This is a genomic window from Streptomyces sp. NPDC048461, from assembly GCF_055587105.1.
This window is the reverse complement of record NZ_JBVJGW010000029.1, coordinates 12,249-32,481: the sequence shown is the minus strand read 5'-3', so window position 1 is coordinate 32,481 and position 20,233 is coordinate 12,249. Positions and strand designations below refer to the sequence as shown.

The 20,233-nt window shown below is 75.5% G+C and carries 7 protein-coding genes; all 7 read right to left on the bottom strand.

All coding sequences use genetic code 11. The features are described 5' to 3' along the window. Window positions 1-12: 12 nt before the first annotated feature. The 7 genes from ACZ6S8_RS33445 to ACZ6S8_RS33415 all read right to left on the bottom strand — a co-directional run bounded on the left by ACZ6S8_RS33445 (window position 13) and on the right by ACZ6S8_RS33415 (window position 20,044). Window positions 13-14,340: an amino acid adenylation domain-containing protein gene (locus tag ACZ6S8_RS33445; RefSeq protein ID WP_469461365.1), complete on the bottom strand. Its 14,328-nt coding sequence runs from the start codon at window positions 14,338-14,340 to the stop codon at window positions 13-15. A 207-nt stretch (window positions 14,341-14,547) separates the two neighbouring features. Next, entirely contained in the window at window positions 14,548-15,846 is a 1,299-nt protein-coding gene (entS, locus tag ACZ6S8_RS33440; protein WP_469461363.1) for an enterobactin transporter EntS, read from the bottom strand. Between the two features lie 39 nt (window positions 15,847-15,885). Next, window positions 15,886-16,134 (bottom strand): phosphopantetheine-binding protein, encoded by a 249-nt coding sequence (locus ACZ6S8_RS33435; RefSeq protein ID WP_469461362.1) that lies wholly within the window; start codon window positions 16,132-16,134, stop codon window positions 15,886-15,888. 325 nt (window positions 16,135-16,459) lie between these two features. Further along, window positions 16,460-16,669 (bottom strand): MbtH family protein, encoded by a 210-nt coding sequence (locus ACZ6S8_RS33430; RefSeq protein WP_351281563.1) that lies wholly within the window; start codon window positions 16,667-16,669, stop codon window positions 16,460-16,462. Window positions 16,670-16,850: 181 nt separating this feature from the next. Continuing rightward, window positions 16,851-18,248, bottom strand: a complete 1,398-nt coding sequence (locus ACZ6S8_RS33425; RefSeq protein WP_469461360.1) for a lysine N(6)-hydroxylase/L-ornithine N(5)-oxygenase family protein — start codon at window positions 18,246-18,248, stop codon at window positions 16,851-16,853. Window positions 18,249-18,484: 236 nt separating this feature from the next. Beyond that, window positions 18,485-19,123, bottom strand: a complete 639-nt coding sequence (locus ACZ6S8_RS33420; protein ID WP_469461359.1) for an isochorismatase family protein — start codon at window positions 19,121-19,123, stop codon at window positions 18,485-18,487. A gap of 267 nt (window positions 19,124-19,390) precedes the next feature. Next, window positions 19,391-20,044 carry a serine/threonine-protein kinase gene (locus ACZ6S8_RS33415; protein WP_469461357.1) on the bottom strand — a complete coding sequence of 218 codons (654 nt, stop codon included), beginning with the start codon at window positions 20,042-20,044 and terminating at the stop codon, window positions 19,391-19,393. Window positions 20,045-20,233: the final 189 nt, after the last annotated feature.

Here is a 20,233-nt window from a genome sequence, read left to right as displayed (position 1 = left end):
TTCGCGCCTGCGTCACTGCTGGGCCCTCCACATTTCTTCGAGCATGGTGATCTGGTCCTGGTCGAGGTCGAGCAGGTCGAGGTCCGAGGGGGTGTGTCCCCCGGAGGTGCCGCCGTCCGCCCAGGAGGCGAGGGCGTCCACGGCGGCCGTCCAGCCGTCCGCGAGCTGTCCGACGGTGTCCTGGGAGAGCGCTTCGCCCGCCCAGATGAAGTGCGCGGTGAGTTCGGGCCCGCCGTCCCCGTCGGTGACCTCCGCGGTGATCTCCAGGACGTGCGAGAGCGGCATCTCCGGGTCGGGACGGGCGGACACGGCGTCCGCCTCGGCGGCCGGACCCCAGGCGGAATCGGCCCGGCCGGTCTGCCGGCCCAGGTAGTTCCACAGGATCTCGGGGCGGGCCGCCGGGTCGAACAGCCGCGCCGTGGCCGCGTTGGCGTACCGCAGCAGGCCCGCGCCGATCCCCCCGTCGGGCACCGCCCGCAGCAGCTCCTTGACCTCCTTGAGCAGGTCCCCGGCGTCCGCGCGCCCGGCGAGCACGGCCGCCGGGTCGTACGCCCCGGCGGGCAGCCGCAGCGGGTGGATGCTGGTCAGCCAGCCCACCGTGCGGGTGAGGTCGGCCCCGGGCAGCAGTTCCTGCTCGCGGCCGTGCCCCTCCAGGTCCACGGTGAACCCGTCCGGACGGGGCCGCCCGGTGCGTGCCGCCCAGTCGCCGACCGTCAGCACGAGGGCGCTGAGCAGGGTGTCGCCGACCGTGCCGTGGAAGGCGGCGGGAACCGCCTGCAGCAGCGGGGCCGTCCGCTCGGCGGAGATCCGTACGGACAGCCGGCGCGCGGTGGCCGCCGTGTCGGTGCGCGGGTCCAGCGGGCGCTCCGCGAGCAGCGGGCCGCCCGGGGCGGCCGCCAGCCAGCGGTCCAGCTCGGCGGTGCGGCGCGGGCTCTGCGCCTCGGCCAGCAGGTGCGTGGTCCAGGCGCGCAGGGAAGTGCCCACCGGTTCCAGGGCGGCGGCGCGGCCCGCGGCGGCGGACTCGTAGGCCGCCCGCAGGTCGGGGAGCAGGATCTGCCAGGAGACCTCGTCCACCGCGAGGTGGTGGGCGACGAGCAGCAGCCGGCCCGGCTCGGCCGGGCCCCGGTCGAGGTGCACGGCGCGCAGCAGCGCTCCGGACTCGGGGTCGAGCAGGCGCCACACCCGCTCGGACTCCGTGGTGACCAGCTCCCGCAGGGCGCCGTCGGACAGACCGGCGGCGTCCACGCCCTCCAGCACGGCGGCGGCGTCCACCGCGCCGGCCGGCCGGACCTCCGCGCTCCACACCCCGGGGCGGGCCACGGTCAGGAGCTGGCGCAGGCCGTCGTGGTGGTCGAGCACGGCCTGCAGCGCCGCCGTGAGGTGCGGGCGCCCGGCCCCGGCGGGCAGCTGGACCAGCCGGGCCTGGGCGAACGCGGCGAACGGGCCGCCCCGTTCGGCGAGCCAGGCGGCGACCGGGGGCAGCGGCAGCGGTCCGGGACCGGAGTCCGCGGCGCGGGCGGCGGGGGCCGGGGTCCCCTCGATCACGGTGGCGACGGCCGCCAGCGCGGCCGGGGTCGGGTGCTGGAAGACCAGCCGGGCCGAGACGGTCAGTCCGGCCTTGCGGGCCAGGCCGACCAGGCGGATCGACACGATGCTGTCGCCGCCGAGCTCGAAGAAGTTGGCCTCCGGACCGACCGCGGGCAGACCCAGCACCTCGCCCATCAGGGCGCACAGGATCTCCTCGGGCGTCCCGGTGGGCACCGCGGCCGATCCGGCCGGGGCCGGGACCGCCGCCGGAACCACCGGCGCCGGCAGCGCACGCCGGTCCAGCTTGCCGTTCGCCGAGAGCGGCAGCCGCTCCAGCGCCGTGAACACGGCCGGGACCATGTACTCGGGCAGCCGGGAGGCGGCCAGGGCGCGCAGCGCCGCCGCGTCGACCTCGGCGCCGGGCGCGGGGACGGCGTACGCCACCAGGCGCCGGACGCCGGGCTGGTCCTCGCGGACGACGACGGCGGCCTGGGAGATGTCCGGGGCGCCGGTGAGGACGGCCTCGATCTCGCCGAGCTCGATCCGGAACCCGCGCAGCTTGACCTGGTCGTCGGCGCGGCCGAGGTAGTCCAGCCGTCCGTCCGCGAGGCGCCGTACGAGGTCGCCCGTGCGGTACATGCGGGCGCCGGCGGCCCCGTGCGGGTCGGCGGTGAAGCGCTCGGCGCTCAGGCCGGGGCGGCCGACGTAGCCGCGGGCCAGCTGGACGCCGGCGAGGTACAGCTCGCCGGGCACGCCCACGGGGACCGGGCGCAGCCGCGCGTCCAGCACGTACACCCGGGTGTTCCACACCGGCCGGCCGATCGAGGCGGAGGCCCTGCCCTCCGCCGCGGTGAGCACGGTGCAGGAACCGGAGGTGACGTCGACGGCCGCCTCCGTGGGGCCGTACAGGTTCTCCAGCGCCACCGGGGAGGTCCCGGCGGAGCTGTGGAAGCGGGCGACGAGCTCGGTGGGCAGGGCCTCGCCGCTGCACACGACCAGGCGCAGGCTCGGGCAGGCGGCGATCTCGGTCTCGCCGAGGAAGGCGCCGAGCATGGAGGGGACGAAGTGGATTACGGAGACGCGCTGTTCGCGGATGAGTTCGGCGAGGTAGAGCGGGTCCTTGTGCCCGTCGGGGCGGGCGACGACGAGGGGGATTCCCTCGGCGAGCGGCCAGAAGAACTCCCAGACCGACACGTCGAAGCTCGCCGGGGTCTTCTGGAGCACCCGGTCACCGGGACGCAGGGCGTAGGCCCCCTGCATCCACTCCAGCCGGTTGACGATCGCCTCGTGCTCGACCACGACGCCCTTGGGCGTACCGGTGGAGCCGGAGGTGAAGATCACGTATGCGGGGTGGCGGGGCAGCAGGGGCTCGCGCCGCTCCGCGTCGGCCACGTCGGCGCCGTCCAGGGCCGCCAGCGCGGAGCGGACGGTGGGGGAGTCCAACAGGACGCGCTCACGGCCCACTTCGGGGGAGAGCGTGGTTCCCGACAGGGTGTCGGTAACGATCAGGAGGGGCTCCGCCGCCCGGGTCATGGCCGCCAGCCGCTCGGCCGGCAGCCCCAGGTCGAGCGGCAGGTAGGCGCCGCCCGCCCGGACCACCGCGTGCAGCGCGACCACGAGGTCGAAGGAGCGCGGCAGGGCTACGGCCACCACCGACTCCGGTCCGACCCCGCGGCCGATCAGCAGCCGCGCCAGGCGGTTGACCCGCTCCTCGAACTCCGCGCGCGGCAGCTCGCGCCCTTCGAAGACCAGCGCGGGGGCGGCAGCGTCCTTCGCCCCGGCCGTGACCAGGCCCGCAAGGGTCCGGGGGCCGCCGAGCGGACGGGCGGTGTCGTTCCAGCCGTTCAGTGCGCGCTCGCGCTCCGCCGGGTCCAGCACCTCCACCGCCGAGACGGGCCGGTCCGGGGCGGCGACGACCGCGTCCAGCAGCGACAGCAGCCGCCGGGCGAGCAGTTCGACGCTCGCGCGGTCGAAGAGGTCGGTCGCGAAGCGGATGCCGCCCGCGATGCCGCCGTGCTCCTGGGAGGCGCCGAAGGCGATCTCCAGGTCGAACTTCGCGCCGCCCGTCTCGACGCCGAACTCCCGCGCCGGCAGCCCGAACAGCTCCGGAACGGCGCTGTCCGTCGAGTGGTAGGTGACCATCGTCTGGAACAGCGGATTGCGCGAGCGGGACCGCTCCGGGTCCACCGCCTCCACCACCGCCTCCAGCGGCAGGTCGGCGTGGGCGAAGGCGGCCAGACCGGTGTCGCGGACCCGCTCCACCAGCTCCGCGAAGGTCGGGTCGCCCGACAGGTCGGCGCGCAGCACCAGCGTGTTGAGGAAGAAGCCGACGAGCCCGTCGAGCTCCTCGCCCTCGCGCGCCGACACCGGGCTGCCCAGCGGGATGTCCTCGCCGGCGCCGAGCCGGTGCAGCAGCGCGGCCACGGCCGCGTGGGCCACCATGAACAGCGTCGCGCCGCCCTCGCGGGCGATCCGCGCCAGTCCGGCCCCGGTCTGCGCCGGGACGTCGAAGATCACCACGTCCCCCTCGTACGAGGGGACCGCCGGGCGCGGCCGGTCGGTGGGCAGCGCCACCTCGGCCGGTGCGCCGGCCAGCGCCTGCCGCCAGTACGCGGCCTGCCGCCCCGCGGTCGAGCCCGGGTCGGCGGCGTCGCCGAGCAGCTCGCGCTGCCAGAGGGCGAAGTCGGCGTACTGCACCGGCAGCGGTGCGAAGACGGGCTCCGCGCCCGCCGCCCGGGCGGCGTACGCCAGGTCCAGATCGGCCAGCAGAGGGCCGGTGGAACCCTCGTCGGTGGCGATGTGGTGCACCAGGACCACCAGCACGTGGTCGTCCGGGGCGGCGCGCAGCAGCGTGACCCGCACCGGCGGTTCGGCGCCGAGGTCGAAGACGTGGCTCCCGGCGCGGACCGCCTCGGCGTCCAGCCGGTCGGCGGCCACCTCGCGGACCGTCACCGGTACGCGGGCCCGCCCGGCGGGCAGGACGACCTGGTACGGCTCGCCCTCGTGCTCGCCGAACACCGTCCGCAGGCTCTCGTGCCGGCCGACCAGGTCCTGGACGGCGGCCTCCAGCGCCACGGCGTCCACCGGCCCGTCCAGCCGCACCGCCAGGGGCACGTTGTACGTGGTGCCGGGGCCCCGGACGCTGTCCAGGAGCCACAGCCTGCGCTGCGCGAACGACAGCGGCGCCCGCTCCGGGCGGGGGACCGCCGCGGTGAGGCGGGGACGGCCGGCGCCGGTGGGCTCCGCGAGCCGGGCGGCCAGCGCCGCGACGGTCCGCAGTTCGAACAGGTCGCGGATGCCGCAGTCGACGTCCAGGGCGGCCCGGAAGCGGCCCACCGCGCGGGCGGCGAGCAGGGAGTGGCCGCCAAGGGCGAAGAAGTCGTCCTCGACGCCGACCGAGTCCAGACCCAGGACGTCCGCGAGGATGCCGGCGAGGATCTCCTCCCGGGCGTCACGCGGGGCCCGGGAGGCCACCGCGGCCGGGGCGGCGGGAGCCGGCAGGGCGCGCCGGTCGAGCTTGCCGTTGGGCGTGGTCGGCAGGGCCGCCATCGGCACCACGACGGCCGGGACCATGTACTCGGGCAGCCGGGTGGCGGCCACGGCGCGCAGGGCGTCCGGGTCGGCGTCGGCGCCGGGCGCGGCCACGGCGTAGGCCACGAGCCGCTGCACGCCGGGCTGGTCCTCGCGGACGACGACGGCGGCCTGGGCGATGCCGGGGGCGCCGGTGAGGACGGCCTGGATCTCGCCGAGCTCGATGCGGAACCCGCGCAGCTTGACCTGGTCGTCGGTGCGGCCCAGGTACTCCAGCCGGCCGGTCGCGCTCCACCGGACCAGGTCGCCGGTCCGGTACATCCGGGCCCCCGCCCCGCCGAACGGGTCGGCGGTGAAGCGCTCGGCGCTCAGGCCGGGGCGGCCGACGTAGCCGCGGGCCAGCTGGACGCCGGCGAGGTACAGCTCGCCGGGCACGCCGGCGGGCACCGGCTGGAGCCGCGCGTCCAGCACGTAGACGCGGGTGTTCCACACCGGGGCGCCGATCGGGGCGGACGCCGCCGTGGAGACGGCCCCCGCCGACGGCGCCGGGCAGTCCGCGGCGGTGACGTCGACGGCCGCCTCGGTGGGTCCGTACAGGTTGACGAGGCGGGCGCCCGTGCCCGCGGCGGAGGTGTGGAAGCGGGCGACGAGCTCGGTGGGCAGGGCCTCGCCGCTGCACACGACCAGGCGCAGGCTCGGGCAGGCGGCGATCTCGGTCTCGCCGAGGAAGGCGCCGAGCATGGAGGGGACGAAGTGGAGGACGGAGACGCGCTGTTCGCGGATGAGTTCGGCGAGGTAGAGCGGGTCCTTGTGTCCGTCGGGGCGGGCGATGACGAGGGGGATTCCCTCGGCGAGCGGCCAGAAGAACTCCCAGACCGACACGTCGAAGCTCGCCGGGGTCTTCTGGAGCACCCGGTCGGAGGCGTCGAGGCGGTAGGCGTCCTGCATCCAGCGCAGCCGGTTGACGATCGCCTCGTGCTCGACCACGACGCCCTTGGGCATGCCGGTGGAGCCGGAGGTGAAGATCACGTACGCGGGGTGGCGGGGCAGCAGCGGCGCCGTGCGCTCCGCGTCCCCGACCGGACCGGCCGGCAGCGCGGCCAGTTCGGCCGTCCGTTCCGGTGCGTCCAGGACGAGCGGTTCGGGGGCGCCGTCGGCCGGGGCCGGCAGCAGGGCCAGCGAGGCCAGGTCCGTCAGCACGCAGGCGGGCGCGGCGGTCCGCGTCATGTACGCAAGCCGCTCGGCCGGCAGCCCGAGGTCGAGCGGCAGGTAGGCGCCGCCCGCCCGGACCACCGCGTGCAGCGCGACCACGAGGTCGAAGGAGCGCGGCAGGGCGACGCCGACCACGCTCTCGGGTCCGACCCCGCGGCCGATCAGCAGCCGCGCCAGGCGGTTGACGCGCTCCTCGAACTCCGCGCGCGACAGCTCGCGCCCCTCGAAGACGAGGGCCGTGCCGAGGGGATCGCGCCGGGCCCCGGCCACGGCCAGGGAATCCAGGGTCTCGGCGGCGACCGGGCGGGCCGTGTCGTTCCAGCCGTGCAGGACCTGGGCCCGCTCGGCGGGCTCCAGCAGCTCCAGTGAGGCGAGCGGGACGTCGGGAGCGGCCACGGCCGCACCGAGCAGCCGGACCAGCCGGGTCTGCAGGGACCGCACGGTCGCCTCGTCGAACAGTTCGGCCGCGTAGCGCACGCCGCACGTCATCGCGGCGGGCGCGGCGCCGGCGCCGTCCGCACCTCGGGTGCCGGGTGGCGTGCCCGGCGTGCGGCGGAAGAGGATCTCCAGGTCGAACTTGGCGTCGCCCGCCGCGACCGGGAACTCCTCGGCGCTCAGCGCGCCGAGGGTGCGGACGGGCTCGGCGCCGCCGTCCTCGTACGCGACCATCGTCTGGAACAGCGGGTGCCGCGACAGCGAGCGCTCGGGGTTGACGGCCTCGACGACCGAGTCGAACGGCAGGTCAGCGTGGGCCAGCGCGGCCGCGCCGAACGCCGCGGTGCGGCGCAGCAGTTCCCCGAAGGACGGGTCGCCCGTGAGGTCGGCCCGGATGACCAGGGTGTTCACGAAGAACCCGACCAGGCCGTCGAGGGCCTCCTCGCCGCGACCGGCGACCGGGCTGCCCAGCGCGATGTCCTCGCCCGCGCCGAGCCGGTGCAGCAGCGCCGCCACGGCGGCGGTCACCACGGTGTACATCGTCGTCCCGCGCTCCGCGGCCAGCGCCTCCAGGCCCGCCACCAGCGGACGGGGCAGCGGCACGGACACGGTGCGGCCCTCGTGCGAGGGCAGCGCCGGACGCGGCCGGTCCGTGGGCAGGGCCGCCTCCTGCGGGAGGCCCGCGAGGGCCTCGCGCCAGAAGCCGGCCTGGCCGTGCGCGAGGGAGTCCGCCGCGGCGGGGTCGCCCAGCAGCTCCCGCTGCCAGAGCGCGTAGTCCGCGTACTGCACCGGCAGCGGCGCCGCCTCGTACGGGTGGCCCGCGCAGCGGGCCGCGTAGGCGGCGGAGAGGTCGGCCAGCAGCGGGCCGGTGGACCACTCGTCACCCGCGATGTGGTGCAGCAGCAGGAGCAACACGTGGTCGTCGGGGGCCGTGCGCAGCACCGACACCCGCAGCGGAAGCTCCGCCTCCAGGTCGAAGGGGTGCCCGGCGGCGGCCTCGACCCGGCCGGCCAGCTCCGCCGGGTCCACCTCGGCCACCTCGAACGGCACGGCCGCGGCGGACGGCTCCAGCACCCGCTGGAACGGGCCCTCGGAGTCCTCCGCGAACACCGTGCGCAGCGCCTCGTGGCGGGCCGTCACGTCGTGCACGGCGGCGTGCAGCGCCGCCGGGTCCAGCGTTCCGCGCAGGCGCAGGACCAGCGGGATGTTGTACGTCGCGTTGGCGCCCTCCATCCGGTGCAGGAACCACAGCCGGGCCTGGGCGTACGACAGCGGCAGCCGTCCGGGGCGGGCCGCGGCGGCGAGCTCGGGGCGGACCTCCGCGCGCCGGCCGGCGAGCCGCTCCGCGAGTTCCGCGACCGTGCGCAGCTCGAACACGTCCCGCACCGAGCACGTGGTGCGCAGCGCGGACCGGAGCCGGGCGACCACCCGGGTGGCCAGCAGGGAGTGCCCGCCCAGCTGGAAGAAGTCCTCGTCCGCGCCGACCTCCGGCAGGCCCAGGACGTGCGCGAAGACCTCCGCGATGCGCTCCTCGACGGGGCCGCTCGGCGCCCGCCCGGCGTGCCCGGCCGCCGTGACCGGCGCCGGCAGCGCCGCCCGGTCCAGCTTGCCGTTCACGTTCGTCGGCAGCACCGGCAGCACCATCACGGCGGCCGGGACCAGGTGTTCGGGCAGCCGCTCGGCGAGCAGGGCCCGCAGACGGGCCGGCTCGGCCGTGCCGGTGACGTAGCCGACGAGCCGGGGCAGGCCCGGGGTGTCCTCCCGGACCACGACGGCGGCCGAGGCCACCCCGTCCAGGGCCGCGAGTTCGGCCTCCACCTCGGCCGGCTCCACGCGGAAGCCGCGGATCTTGACCTGGTCGTCGACCCGGCCCAGGAACTCCAGCAGGCCGTCGGCGCGCCACCGCACGACATCGCCGGTCCGGTACATCCGGGTGCCCGGGGATCCGAACGGATCCGCGACGAAACGTTCCGCCGTCAGCGCGAACCGGCCCAGGTAGCCGCGCGCGTTCTGCTCTCCCGCCAGGTACAGCTCACCCGGCACGCCCACCGGCACCGGCCGCAGCCGCCCGTCCAGGACGTGCGCCCGGCTGTTGTCCAGCGGGCGGCCCACCACGGGCGAGGCACAGTCGCCCACCCGCGCGACCAGGGCGTCCACCGTGAACTCGGTCGGACCGTAGTAGTTGACGACCTCCACACCCGTCGCCTCCCGCAGCTCCGCCCACAGCGCGGGCGGCACCGCCTCCCCTCCGAGCAGGAACAGCGGCGGCCGCCACTCGCCGGCCAGCAGACCGGCGTCGACCAGCTGCCGGCCGTACGAGGGGGTCACGTCCAGCGTGTCGATCCGCTCCGCGCGCACGTAGGCCACGACCGCGTCGGCGTCCCGGCGGCCGTACTCGTCCAGGACGTGCAGCTCGTGCCCGGCGACCAGCCAGAGCAGCTGCTCCCAGGAGGAGTCGAAGGAGAACGACGCGGTGTGCAGGGCCTTCACCCGTCGGCCGAGCCGCTCGGCGACCGGCACGTACAGCTCCCGCTCGTGGTCGCGGAACAGCCGGGTCAGACCGGCGTGCCGCAGCACGACCCCCTTGGGGACACCGGTGGAGCCCGAGGTGTAGATGACGTACGCGGCGTGCTCGGGGTCCACGGGCACGGACGCCGCGGGAACCGCGGACGCCAGCCGCTCCACGGTCTGCGGGTCGTCCAGGACCAGCAGGTCCACCCCCGGCAGCCGGTCCGCGACCGCCCGGGTGGTCACCGCGCACACGGGGGCGGCGTCGCGCAGCATGAACGCGATCCGCTCCGCCGGGTGGTCCAGGTCCAGCGGCAGGTAGGCGCCGCCCGCTTTCAGCGCGGCGAGCGTGGCCACCACGGTGTCGGCCGAGCGCGGGACGGCCAGGGCCACCACCGCGTCCGGTCCCACGCCGTGCTCGGCGAGCAGGGCCGCCAGCCGGCCCGCCCGGTCGTCGAGTTCGGCGAACGTCAGCCGCTCCGCACCGGCGACCACGGCCACCTCGTCCGGTGCGGCCGCGGCGCGGGCCGCGAACACCTCCGTCACCGACTCCGGCGCCACCGGCCGGTCCGTGTCGTTCCACCGGGCCAGACGGGCCCGCTCGGCCGTGTCCCGCAGCTCCCACCACGACACCGGGTCCGCGGGGGCCGCCACCGCCGTCGCGAGGGCGCGCAGCAGCCGGTCCGTGAACGTCTCCACCGTCGCGCGGTCGAACAGCGCGGTCGCGTAGAAGACCTCCAGGTCCAGGTCCTCGCTGTGCGCCGCGTCCGAGAAGGTGATGTCGAGGTCGAACTTGGTGACCCCCGGGTCCACCCGGTCTGCCCGGGCCGGGTGCCCGAACAGGTGCGCCAGGTCCTGGGTCACCGTGCTGTGCGAGACCATCGTCTGGAACAGCGGGTGACGGGCCAGCGATCGCTCCGGGTTGACCTCCTCCACGATCCGGTCGAAGGGCAGGTCGGCGTGGTCGAGCGCGGTCAGGTCCGCCGTCCGCACCCGCTCCAGCAGCTCGCCGAACGACGGGTCGCCCGACAGGTCGGTCCGCAGGACCACCGTGTTGACGAAGAAGCCGACCAGGTCGTCGAGGGCGCTGTCCGTGCGGCCCGCGACCGGGCTGCCGAGCACGATGTCCTCGCCGGCGCCGAGCCGGTGCAGCACCGCGGCGACCGCCGCGTGCACCACCATGAACACGCTGGTCCCGCTCTCGCGCGCCAGCGCCCGTATCCCGGAGGCCAGTTCGCGCGGAACCTTCTTGAACACCATCGCACCGGCCGGGTCGGCCACCGCCGGGCGCGGCCGGTCCGCCGGCAGCCCGGCCTCCGCCGGAAGCTCCGCCAGCGCCCCGCGCCAGTACGCGGCCTGGACGGCCGCGAGGGAACCGGGCGTGCGCGCCGGGCCCAGCAGCTCCCGCTGCCACAGCGCGAAGTCGGCGTACTGGAAGGCCGGGACGCCGAGCACCGGGTCGGCGCCCGCGCACCGGGCCGCGTACGCCCGCTCCAGGTCATGCAGGAACGGCCCCATCGACCACTCGTCGCTCGCGATGTGGTGCAGCAGGACCACCAGCGCGTGCGCCCCGGAGGCCGCGTCGCGCACCAGCGTCACCCGCAGCGGTGCCTGCGACGCCAGCTCGAAGAGGTGCCCGAGCGCCGCCCGGACCGCCGCCTCGAAGCCGTCCGCGGCCACGTCCTCGACGTACAGCCGCACTCCGGCCTCCGCCACGTCCAGCACGCGCTGGTACGGCTCCCCGTCCCGCTCCCCGAAGACGGTGCGCAGGGTCTCGTGGCGGGCCGCCACGTCCCGCAGCGCCGCGTCGAGGGCGTCCGCGTCGAGCGGCGCGTCGAAGCGCACCACGAACGGGATGTTGTAGGTGGCGCTCGCGCCCTCCACCTGGTGGACGAACCACAGGCGCTGCTGCGCGTACGACAGCGGCAGCGGGTCGGGGCGCGGTCCCGCGACGGGCGCCGGGCGGGCGGCGGCCGTGCGTTCGGCGAGGCGGGCGGCGAGGGCGGCGACGGTGCGCGCCTCGAAGACGTCCCGGATCCCGCACTCGGTGCCCAGGGCCGTCCGGACCCGGGCGATCACCCGGGCGGCCAGCAGGGAGTGCCCGCCGAGGGTGAAGAAGTCGTCGTCCGGACCCACGGAGTCCAGGCCCAGCACGTCCGCGAAGACGCCGCAGAGGATCTCCTCGCGGGCGCCGCGCGGGGTGCGGGCGCCGGCCGTGGCGAGCGCGGCCAGGTCGGGGGCGGGCAGGGAGCGCCGGTCGATCTTGCCGTTGGCCGTCAGGGGGAAGGCGTCGAGGACGACCACGGCGGACGGGACCATGTACTCGGGCAGCCGCTCGGCCAGGGCCCGGCGCAGCGCGGCGGGCTCGGGGGCTGGGCCGCCGGCCGCGGGGGTGGCGTAGCCGACGAGGTGCGGGAAGCCGGGAAGGTCCTCGCGGACCATGACCACGCCCCGGTCCACGCCCTCGCCCGAGGTCAGCGCGCTCTCGATCTCGCCGAGTTCGATGCGGAAGCCGCGCAGTTTGACCTGGTCGTCCACGCGCCCGAGGAAGTCGATGCGGCCGTCGGCCCGGCGGCGCACGAGGTCGCCGGTCCGGTACATCCGGCTGCCGGCGGGGCCGTGGGGGTCGGCGCAGAACCGCTCGGAGGTCAGGGCCGGGCGGCCGAGGTAGCCGCGGGCCAGCTGGTCGCCCGCGAGGTACAGCTCGCCGGGCCGGCCGGTGCCCACCGGACGCAGCGCGCCGTCCAGGACGTGCGCGCGGGTGTTCCAGAACGGTGTGCCGATGTCGGGCACGCCGGTGTGGCCGGGGTCGAGGCGGCTGGAGGTCGCCCAGACGGTGGCCTCCGTCGGCCCGTACACGTTGGTGACCGACCGGGCGGTGCGCGCCAGGCGCTCGGCGAGGGCCGCGGGCAGGGCCTCGCCGCCGACCAGCACCCGGGCGGAGCCGAGCGTGGTGGGGCGGCCGTCCTCCAGCAACGCGTGCCACAACGAGGGGGTGGCCTGCATGACGGCGGGGCGGTGGGCGTCGACGAGCGCGGCGAGCGCGGCCGGGTCCCGAACGGTGTCGCGGTCCGCGAGGACCACGGTCGCACCGCAGATCAGCGGGGTGTGGATCTCCAGGGCGGCGATGTCGAAGGAGATGGTGGTGACGGCGACGAGCCGGTCGGCGGGGGCGAGTTCGAGGTCGTGGGCCTGCATGCGCAGGAAGTTGGCGAGGGCCGCGTGCGGGATGACCACGCCCTTGGGCCGGCCGGTCGAGCCCGAGGTGTAGATGACGTACGCGGGGTGAGCGCCGGTGAGGGGCGCGGTGCGGTCGGCGTCGCGGGGGGCGTCGACGGCGGTGTCGGCGAGCTCGGCGAGGGTGTCGGGGGCGTCGAGCACGACGGTCTCGACCCCGTCCACGAGCGGGGCGAGCGCGGCGCAGTCCAGGGTGGTCAGGACGCACAGCGGGCGGGCGTCCTCGACCATGAACTCCAGCCGGTCGGCAGGATAGTCGAGGTCGAGGGGCAGGTAGGCGCCGCCGGCCTTCATGACGGCGAGCAGGGCCACCACCAGGTCGGCGGTGCGGGGCAGCGCGAGGCCGACCAGGGTCTCGGGTCCGGCCCCGCGGGCGATGAGGAGGCGGGCGAGCCGGTTGGCGCGCTCCTCCAGGCCCGCGTAGTCCAGGGTCCGGGTGCCCGCGATCACGGCCGGCAGGCCGGGGTGCAGCCGGGCGGCCTCCTCGAAGGCGTCGACGACGGTGCCGGCCGTCACCGGGCGGGCGGTGTCGTTCCCGGCGAGGAGCACGGCGTCGCGGTCCTCGGGGGAGAGCAGGTCGGGGCGGCCGACGGGGGCCTGCGGGCCGGCCGCGGCGGCCTCGCGGAGGAACCGGGCGAACTCGGCGCGGCGCTCGGCCAGCGTCCCGGCGTCGTAGGCCCGGGGGTTGGCGTCGAGCTCGAAGCGGATGCGGCCTTCGGCGGCGTCGTGGTAGACGCCGAGGGTGAGGTCGTCCACCGGGCCGGCGGCGACGTTGTGCACGGAGCCGGCGGCCCCGGCGAAATCGAGGTCGTTGTCGAAGGCCTTGATGTTGACCATGGGGCCGAGGACGCCCTGTTCGCGCCCGGCCAGGCCGAGGTCGCGGCGGATGTCCTCGGCGCGGTAGCGCTGGTGGCGGCGCAGGTCGCGGACGTCGGCCGCGACCTGGCCGACCAGGTCGGCCAGCGGGGTCTGCGGGCGCACGGCGACGCGCAGCGGCAGGACGTTGACGACCATGGCGGGCACCTTGAGCGCCGCCGAGCCGAGCCGCGCCATGGCGGGCAGGGACAGCAGCACGTCGCGGCCGCCTGTGGCGCGGTGGAGGTAGGCCGCGAACGCGGCGGTCATCACGTCGGCCCAGCTGGCGCGCGCGGCGCGGGCGACGGCGAGGAGACCCGCCGTCTCCTCCGGGGTCAGGGTTGCGCCGTCGCGCAGGAAGGCGTGGCCGGCCGGGAACCGCGCGCCGCTCAGCGGTTCCGGCTCGGGGTGGTCCGCCAGCCGCTCCAGCCAGTAGGCGCGGTCCTCGGCGCACCGGGGCGAGGCGCGGTAGGCCTCCTCCTCGGCGAGGACGACGTCCAGCCCGCCGAAGGGGCTGGGCGACGGCTCCTCCCCGCGCACGAGGGAGGTGTACACCTCGGCGGTCCGGCGGGAGATCAGGGAGAACCCGAAGGCGTCCAGCACGATGTGGTGGGCCCGCTGGTACCAGAGGGTGCGGTCCGGACCGACCTTGTGCAGCGTGAAGACGTACAGGGAGTCGCGGACCGGGTCCACGGGGCGGGCCATGTCGGTGCGCATGAGGTCGAGCGCGGTGCCGTACGGGTCGTCCTGCCCGGTGTGGTCGAGGACGGCGACGAGCGGACCGGCCGCCGGGCCGCTCCAGGTGAGCTGGTACGGGTTCCCGTCCGCGTCCTCCGCGAAGCGCGCGGTGAGCGCCTCGCTCTCGGCGACCGTCCGCCGCAGCGCGGCCACGAACAGACCCGCGTCGAGGGGGCCCTCGATCTCGACGTACTGGCCCACGTTGTAGACCGGGGAGTCGGGGTCGAGGCGCTGGCCGTACCAGACACCGGTCTGGGCCCCGGTCAGGGGAAGGCGCTGGGAGGGACGCTCGGTCATGGATCGTGCTCCAGGTTCGCTGCGGGTCCGTGGCCGGTGGCGGGACCGGCGGGGGTGTCGACGGAGTGCGGGGGGCCTGTGGCCAGGCCGGGTGGGGTGCCGGGCGGCGGGTGTCCGGAGCCGCGGGCGCGGTGGTGCCGGTGGCCCGCGGCTCGGGGGAGTCGCGGGCCTGGCCCGGCGCGGGCGGCGGGGTCCGGGCGCCGGGGTCTAGGCGCCGGGCGCCGAGGGGAGCGCGGCGGCGGGCTCCTGCTCCGGCTCCTCCTCCTCGCGGGGAAGGGTGGCCTTGCGCAGGCCGGGTACGGCGACGGCCACGACCACGGCGGCCACGGCACAGATGGCACCGTTGACGACGGCGGCGCCACCGGGGCTGAACCAGCGCGCGAGGGCCGCGACTTCGACGTCACCGACGACGCCGCCGGTGGTGCCCTGCGTGGTGATGACGCTGACGATGCGGCCGCGCAGCCGGTCGGGGGTGCTGTGCTGCACGAGGGCGTACTCGAGGATCTCGTACACGGTTCCGGCGGCTCCGCACACCGCGAGCAGGGCGAAGGCGACCCAGATGTTGCCGCTGAGGCCGAAGCCGACCGTGGCCAGGCCGCCGGTGAAGGCGGCGCCGAGCAGGAGCCGGCCGGGCCGGGCGGCGCGGGTGAGCCAGCCGCTGGTGGCCGAGATGACGACGGCGCCGACCGCGGGTGCGGTGTAGAGGAGGCCGAGCATGACCTCGCTGCCGTTGAACTGGCGGTCGACCATCTCGGGGAAGAGCACGACCGGCACGTTGAACAGCGCCATCACGCCGCCGAGGGCGACCAGGCCGCCCACGACGCGGTTGCGCAGGGCGTACTTGAAGGCCACGAGCAGGGATCCGCTGTCGGCGCCGTACTCCTCGTCGTCCTCGTCCTTGACCGGGGGCAGCGGCCGGATCCGGGCGATCAGGAAGGTGGTGACGGCCGTGGTGACGGCGGTGAAGGCGAAGACCGGTCCGGCGCCCCAGAGGGCGAGCAGGATGCCGCCGAGGAACGGCGCGCTGATGGAGCCGATCTCACCGGTGAGGGAGATCAGGGCCCCCGCGGCGGGGAGTTGGTCGGGGCGCACGAGGGTCGGGGCGACGGCCATCAGGGCCGTCACGCTGACGCCGGTGGCCAGTCCGTCCCAGGCGACGCAGAGGTAGATGGCCCAGAGGCTGGGGTCCGGGAGAAAGGCGTTCACGGCGAGGCCGGCGAAGGCGAGCGCGGCGGCCGCGCGGGCCCACACGATCAGGCGCCGGCGGTCGGTCCGGTCGGCCATGACGCCGCCCCAGAGCGAGCCCAGCAGCACGGTGATGCTCATGATCATGCTGGCGACGGCGACGTTGAAGGTGGAGTGCGTCAGTCCGTACACCTGGGCGGACAGGGCCACCGTCGCCATGCCGAGGCCGAACAGGGACACGACCCGGGCGATGAAGATCGCGCGGAAGTCGCGGCTGGTGCGCAGGGGTTCGATGTCTATGACGAAGTCACGCAGAGGCACGGCAGGCTCCGGGGCGGGCAGGTGTGGGGGAGGCGGGGATCAGGCTGCGGGGGTGAGGAGTTCGGCCCACTGGCGCAGGGTCGGGCGCTCGGCGAGGTCGACGAAGGTGACCTTGGCGCCTTCGGCCCGCCACTTCTCGATGAGCGACATCAGCCGGATCGAGTCGAGGCCCTGGTCCAGGAGGTCTTCTTCCAGGGACACGTCGGAGGGCTCCGTGTAGAGCACGTCGGCGACGTCCTGGACGAGGCGGTCGAGCGTGAACGACGGGAAGGACAGCGATTCAGACATGGGACGACTCTCTTCTCGGGGCCCGAGCCGTCGCGGGCACCGCATTCTTCATTTAGGGAAGGCTTACCTAACTAGCTACGAAGGTGCCCGTCAAGCCGGTTCGCAGCGCGGACGTCTCCCCGCTCCGTCGGGCGGGTGTCGAGGCGGCGGGGGGCGGGCGTGGCGCTGTTCTGATCAACTTAGGCGAGCCTAACCTAATTCTCTGCTGATCTGTGCCATGCGTCGGCCGATCCGGAGTGCTCGTGGCGCCGTCCGGGCACACGTCAGAGCCGGGCCGGAGCGGTTGCTCCGGCCCGGCCCGTGCGTGGGGCGGCCCGCGGCCGGGTCAGCTCCGTGCCGCGAGGCTGGCGGGCCGCATGTCGGTCCAGTGGGTGTCCGTGTACGCGGCGCAGCCCTGGCGGCTGTCCTCGCCGTGCACGGCGGTCCAACCCGCGGGGATCTCCGCGAAGGCGGGCCAGAGCGAGTGCTGGTTCTCGGCGTTCACGAGGACGAAGTAGCGGGCGTCGTCGTCCTCGAAGGGATTGGTGGTGGCCATGACGTCTCTCCTTGGGTGATGACCGTGGTGGTCGGTGCGGGGGTGTGGCGCGGGGCGTGCGGGACGCACCGGGCAGACGGGGCGATCGGTGCGGACGGGGCGGTGCAGCCGGGACGATCGGGGCGGCCGGACCGGGGTGGTGGACCCTCCCGGGCCGGCTCCTCGCCGCGGAAGCGGCGAATCAGCCCCGGTGGGCGGGGACGGCGTCGGCGCCGGACGCCGCCCTGGCCGCCAGGGTCGCCTGCACCTCGCGCTCGGCGACGCGCAGGAACAGGGAGTCGCAGATCTCGCCGGAGCGCACGGCCAGCGTGGACAGGAGGGAGGCGGTGAGGCCGTGGGTGTGCTCGGCGGCGCCGCCCTGGACGTAGATGCCGGCGCGGACCCGGTCGGTGGTCTCCACCCGGTGGTCACGGCCGACGCGCAGCCGGCCCCGGTCGTCGGTGAGGCACTCCCCGGTCAGGTCGCCGAGGAGCTCCGCGGGGTCGGTGGGCCGGTACCCGGTGGCCAGGACGATCGCGTCGCAGTCCAGGGCGAGGGTCTCGCCGGACGTCAGGGAACGCACCACGGCCCGGGCGCCGTCCGGGAGTTCCTCCACCGCCGTGAGGGCGGTGGCGTTGAGGACCCGCAGCCGCTCGGTGCCGGCGACCTTCTCCTGGTAGACCGTCCGGTAGAGCTGCTCGATCAGGTCGCCGTCCACCACCGCGTAGTTGGTGTTGGCGTGGTAGCCGATCAGCCTCTCCTTCACGTCCTCGGGCGCTCGGAAGAACTCGTCCACGGCGGCCGGGTCGAAGATCCGGTTGGCGAACGGGCTGTCGTCGGCGGGGCTGTACCCGTACCGGGAGAACACCGCGCAGACCTCGGCGTCCGGGAACGCGCGGTGCAGGTGGTCGGCCGTCTCCGCGGCGGACTGCCCGGCGCCGACGACCACGAAGCGGCGGTGCGGGCGGGAGGCCAGGCCCGGCGCGAGGTGGAGCAGGTCGCGGTTGTGCCACACGTGGCGGCCGGTGCTGATGCCGGCCGGGACGCGGGGGCGCAGTCCGGTGCCGAGGACCAGGTTGCGGGTGCGGGTCGTGCGCGTCGGTCCGGCCCCGGAGGCGGGCCGGGTGACGACGTCGAGGTGGTCCGCGGGCCCGGCGCCCTCGGGGCGCCGCACCTCCACGGCCTCGATGCCGTAGCCGACCTGCCCGGTGAAGCGGGAGGCGCACCAGCCGAGGTAGTCGTGGAATTCCAGGCGGGTCGGGAAGAAGGACTTCTGGTTGATGAAGTCGGCCAGCCGGTCCCGGTCCTGCAGGTAGTGCAGGAAGCTGAAGGGGCTCCCGGGGTTGCGCATGGTCACCAGGTCCTTCAGGAAGGACACCTGCATGGTGGCCCCCTCCAGGAGCATGCCCTGGTGCCAGCCGAAGTCGGCCTGCCGCTCGACGAACGAGGCTCGTATGGCCTCGCCGGAGGCGCGCCGTTCGTTGTGCTCCCGGATGGCTATCGCCAGGGCCAGGTTGGCTGGGCCGAAGCCGATGCCCACCAGATCCCGGGTGTCCGGGAGGGTGTCTCCGGTGGTCGAGCTCGCATGCGGTGCGGACATGCCCATCCTTCCTCGGTCCTGCCTTCTTGCAGTTAGGTAAGGCTGGCCTAACATCGCCGATGGGGTGAACGCTGTCAAGTTGGACCCGGTCCGGGCCGTGCGTCCCCGGCAACCGCGCGCCGCCGTCGGCGCGTTGGGCGTACGGAGCGACCGGAACCGCTCCGGCCGCGGAAGGGCCTCGACGGGCGCGCGCCCGCATTGCTGCCGGTCCGCTCAGGGCGCGGGGTGCGCCGCCGTCATCGGGCGTCCAGCTCGCGGACGAGCGTCCGGGTCGTGCGGACGACGGCGCCGCGCGCGGCCGTCCAGCGCAGGGCGAGCGCGTGCTCCTCCTCGGAGGTGTCGGCCACCGCGTCGGCGACCACGAACGGCTGGATGTCGTTCATGAAGGCGTCGGCCGCGGTCAGCAGGACGCCGGAGTGGGCGAACACGCCGCACAGGACGAGCTGGTCCCGGCCCGTGGAGCGAAGGATGCGCTCCAGGTGGCTCCGGAGGAAGGCGTTGTGCCGCGCGTTGGTGATCACGTGCTCGCCCCGGTGCGGGGTCAGCTCCTCGGTGATCGACACGTCGCAGTCGGCCGCGGTCGGGTCGCTTCCGAGGTCGGCGGCGAGGCCCAGCTGATCGGGGCGTTCGGCCGGGGGCTCGGCGCTGAAGACGACCGGCATGCCGAGCCGGCGGGCGGCGCCGCGCAGCGCGGCGATGTTGCCCACCAGGTCGACGAGGGGCGAACACTCCCGGGGGAAGGGGTGGAGCTTGTGGTTCTGCATGTTGTGGATCAGGAGGGCGGCCCGGTCGGCGTCGATCTCCCACGGAGCCACGGAAGTCGGCAGTGTGTCCTGGGTGGGCATGGGGTAGGGGGCGATGGCGGCAAGTCCCACGGCTGGATCTCCTCGGTACCGGTGCTCCGCGGCCCGGGGCTGGTCGCCGGCGTGCGGAGCTGGACGAGAACCGGCGGAGAGCCCGCCCCTTCATCGTCTGATTAGCTTAGCCTAACCTAAGTGGCCGATCGGATGGTCGGCGCCGCGCCGTGGTGCCCCGACGGGGGCCGGTGGTGACGCCCGGAGCGGCGGGCCCCGCTGCCCCGGGACGGCAACGGCGCGTGCGGGTACCTGGCCCGCCCCGCCTTCCGCCGGGCCGTCCGGTGTTCAGCCTCGATGGCCGGCGCTCTCGTCCAACCCGTTCGTGCCGGAGCCTGCTTGGCCGCGCGGCGACAGGAGGGGGTCGTCGAGCTGCACGATCCGGTACCCCGCCCGGCTGCTCGCCGCCTTGGCCGGCCGGCGCCGCTGGCCCGCGCCCGCCTTCGCCGACCGGGCGCGCTGGGCCGCCGCTATCAGGGCTCCCACCGGCGGCGCCTCGGCGCGCAGCCGGTTGAACCCGCGGATGGAGATCCCGACGAGCGTCGCCGCCGCCGGCCATGCGGCGCCCTTGCGGATGGCGTTCAGCATCAGCTGGAGCGCGGCGGGCGTGGGGGCCGTCCCCGGTCGCAGCCCGTGGGCCTCGGCCAGCGCGTGGGCGGCGTCGACCGCCGCGGCGAAGCTGGCGTCGATTTCCAGCCATTCGCGCAGGGTGCGCTCGGGGATGCCGGCGGCGGCCGCGCAGCCGGGGATGGTCAGTCCCTGGGCGGCTCCCCGCAGGGCGTCCGCCATGCGCGCAATCGTTTCTTCGCGCTGGCTGGGCGTGCGGCGCAGTGCGTCGCGCAGTGCCCGGTCCATGTCTTCCTGCGACCCCAGCCAGGCCACCACCTCGTCGGCCCACTCGTCCTGCTGTGACTGGCGTCGTGCCTTCTCTTGCATCCCCACACCCCCATGTTTAGGTAAGCCTAACCTAAGGGTGTGGGTGCTGGGGGGATAGAGGAGATCCGGCCGTGGAATATGCCCCCGGAAACAGGCGGGCCCCGCCCGGCCGGGATCCCCCCCCCGCCCCCCCCCAACCCCCCCACCCGCACCAGGCCGGGCCCCCCCACCCACCCCGCCCCCCGCCCCACCTTC

Coding starts and splice junctions, on each gene's coding strand:
- ACZ6S8_RS33445 (WP_469461365.1), bottom strand. CDS start 14,340: ATGACCGAGCGTCCCTCCCAGCGCCTTCCCCTGACCGGGGCCCAGACC.
- ACZ6S8_RS33435 (WP_469461362.1), bottom strand. CDS start 16,134: ATGTCTGAATCGCTGTCCTTCCCGTCGTTCACGCTCGACCGCCTCGTC.
- ACZ6S8_RS33430 (WP_351281563.1), bottom strand. CDS start 16,669: ATGGCCACCACCAATCCCTTCGAGGACGACGACGCCCGCTACTTCGTC.
- ACZ6S8_RS33425 (WP_469461360.1), bottom strand. CDS start 18,248: ATGTCCGCACCGCATGCGAGCTCGACCACCGGAGACACCCTCCCGGAC.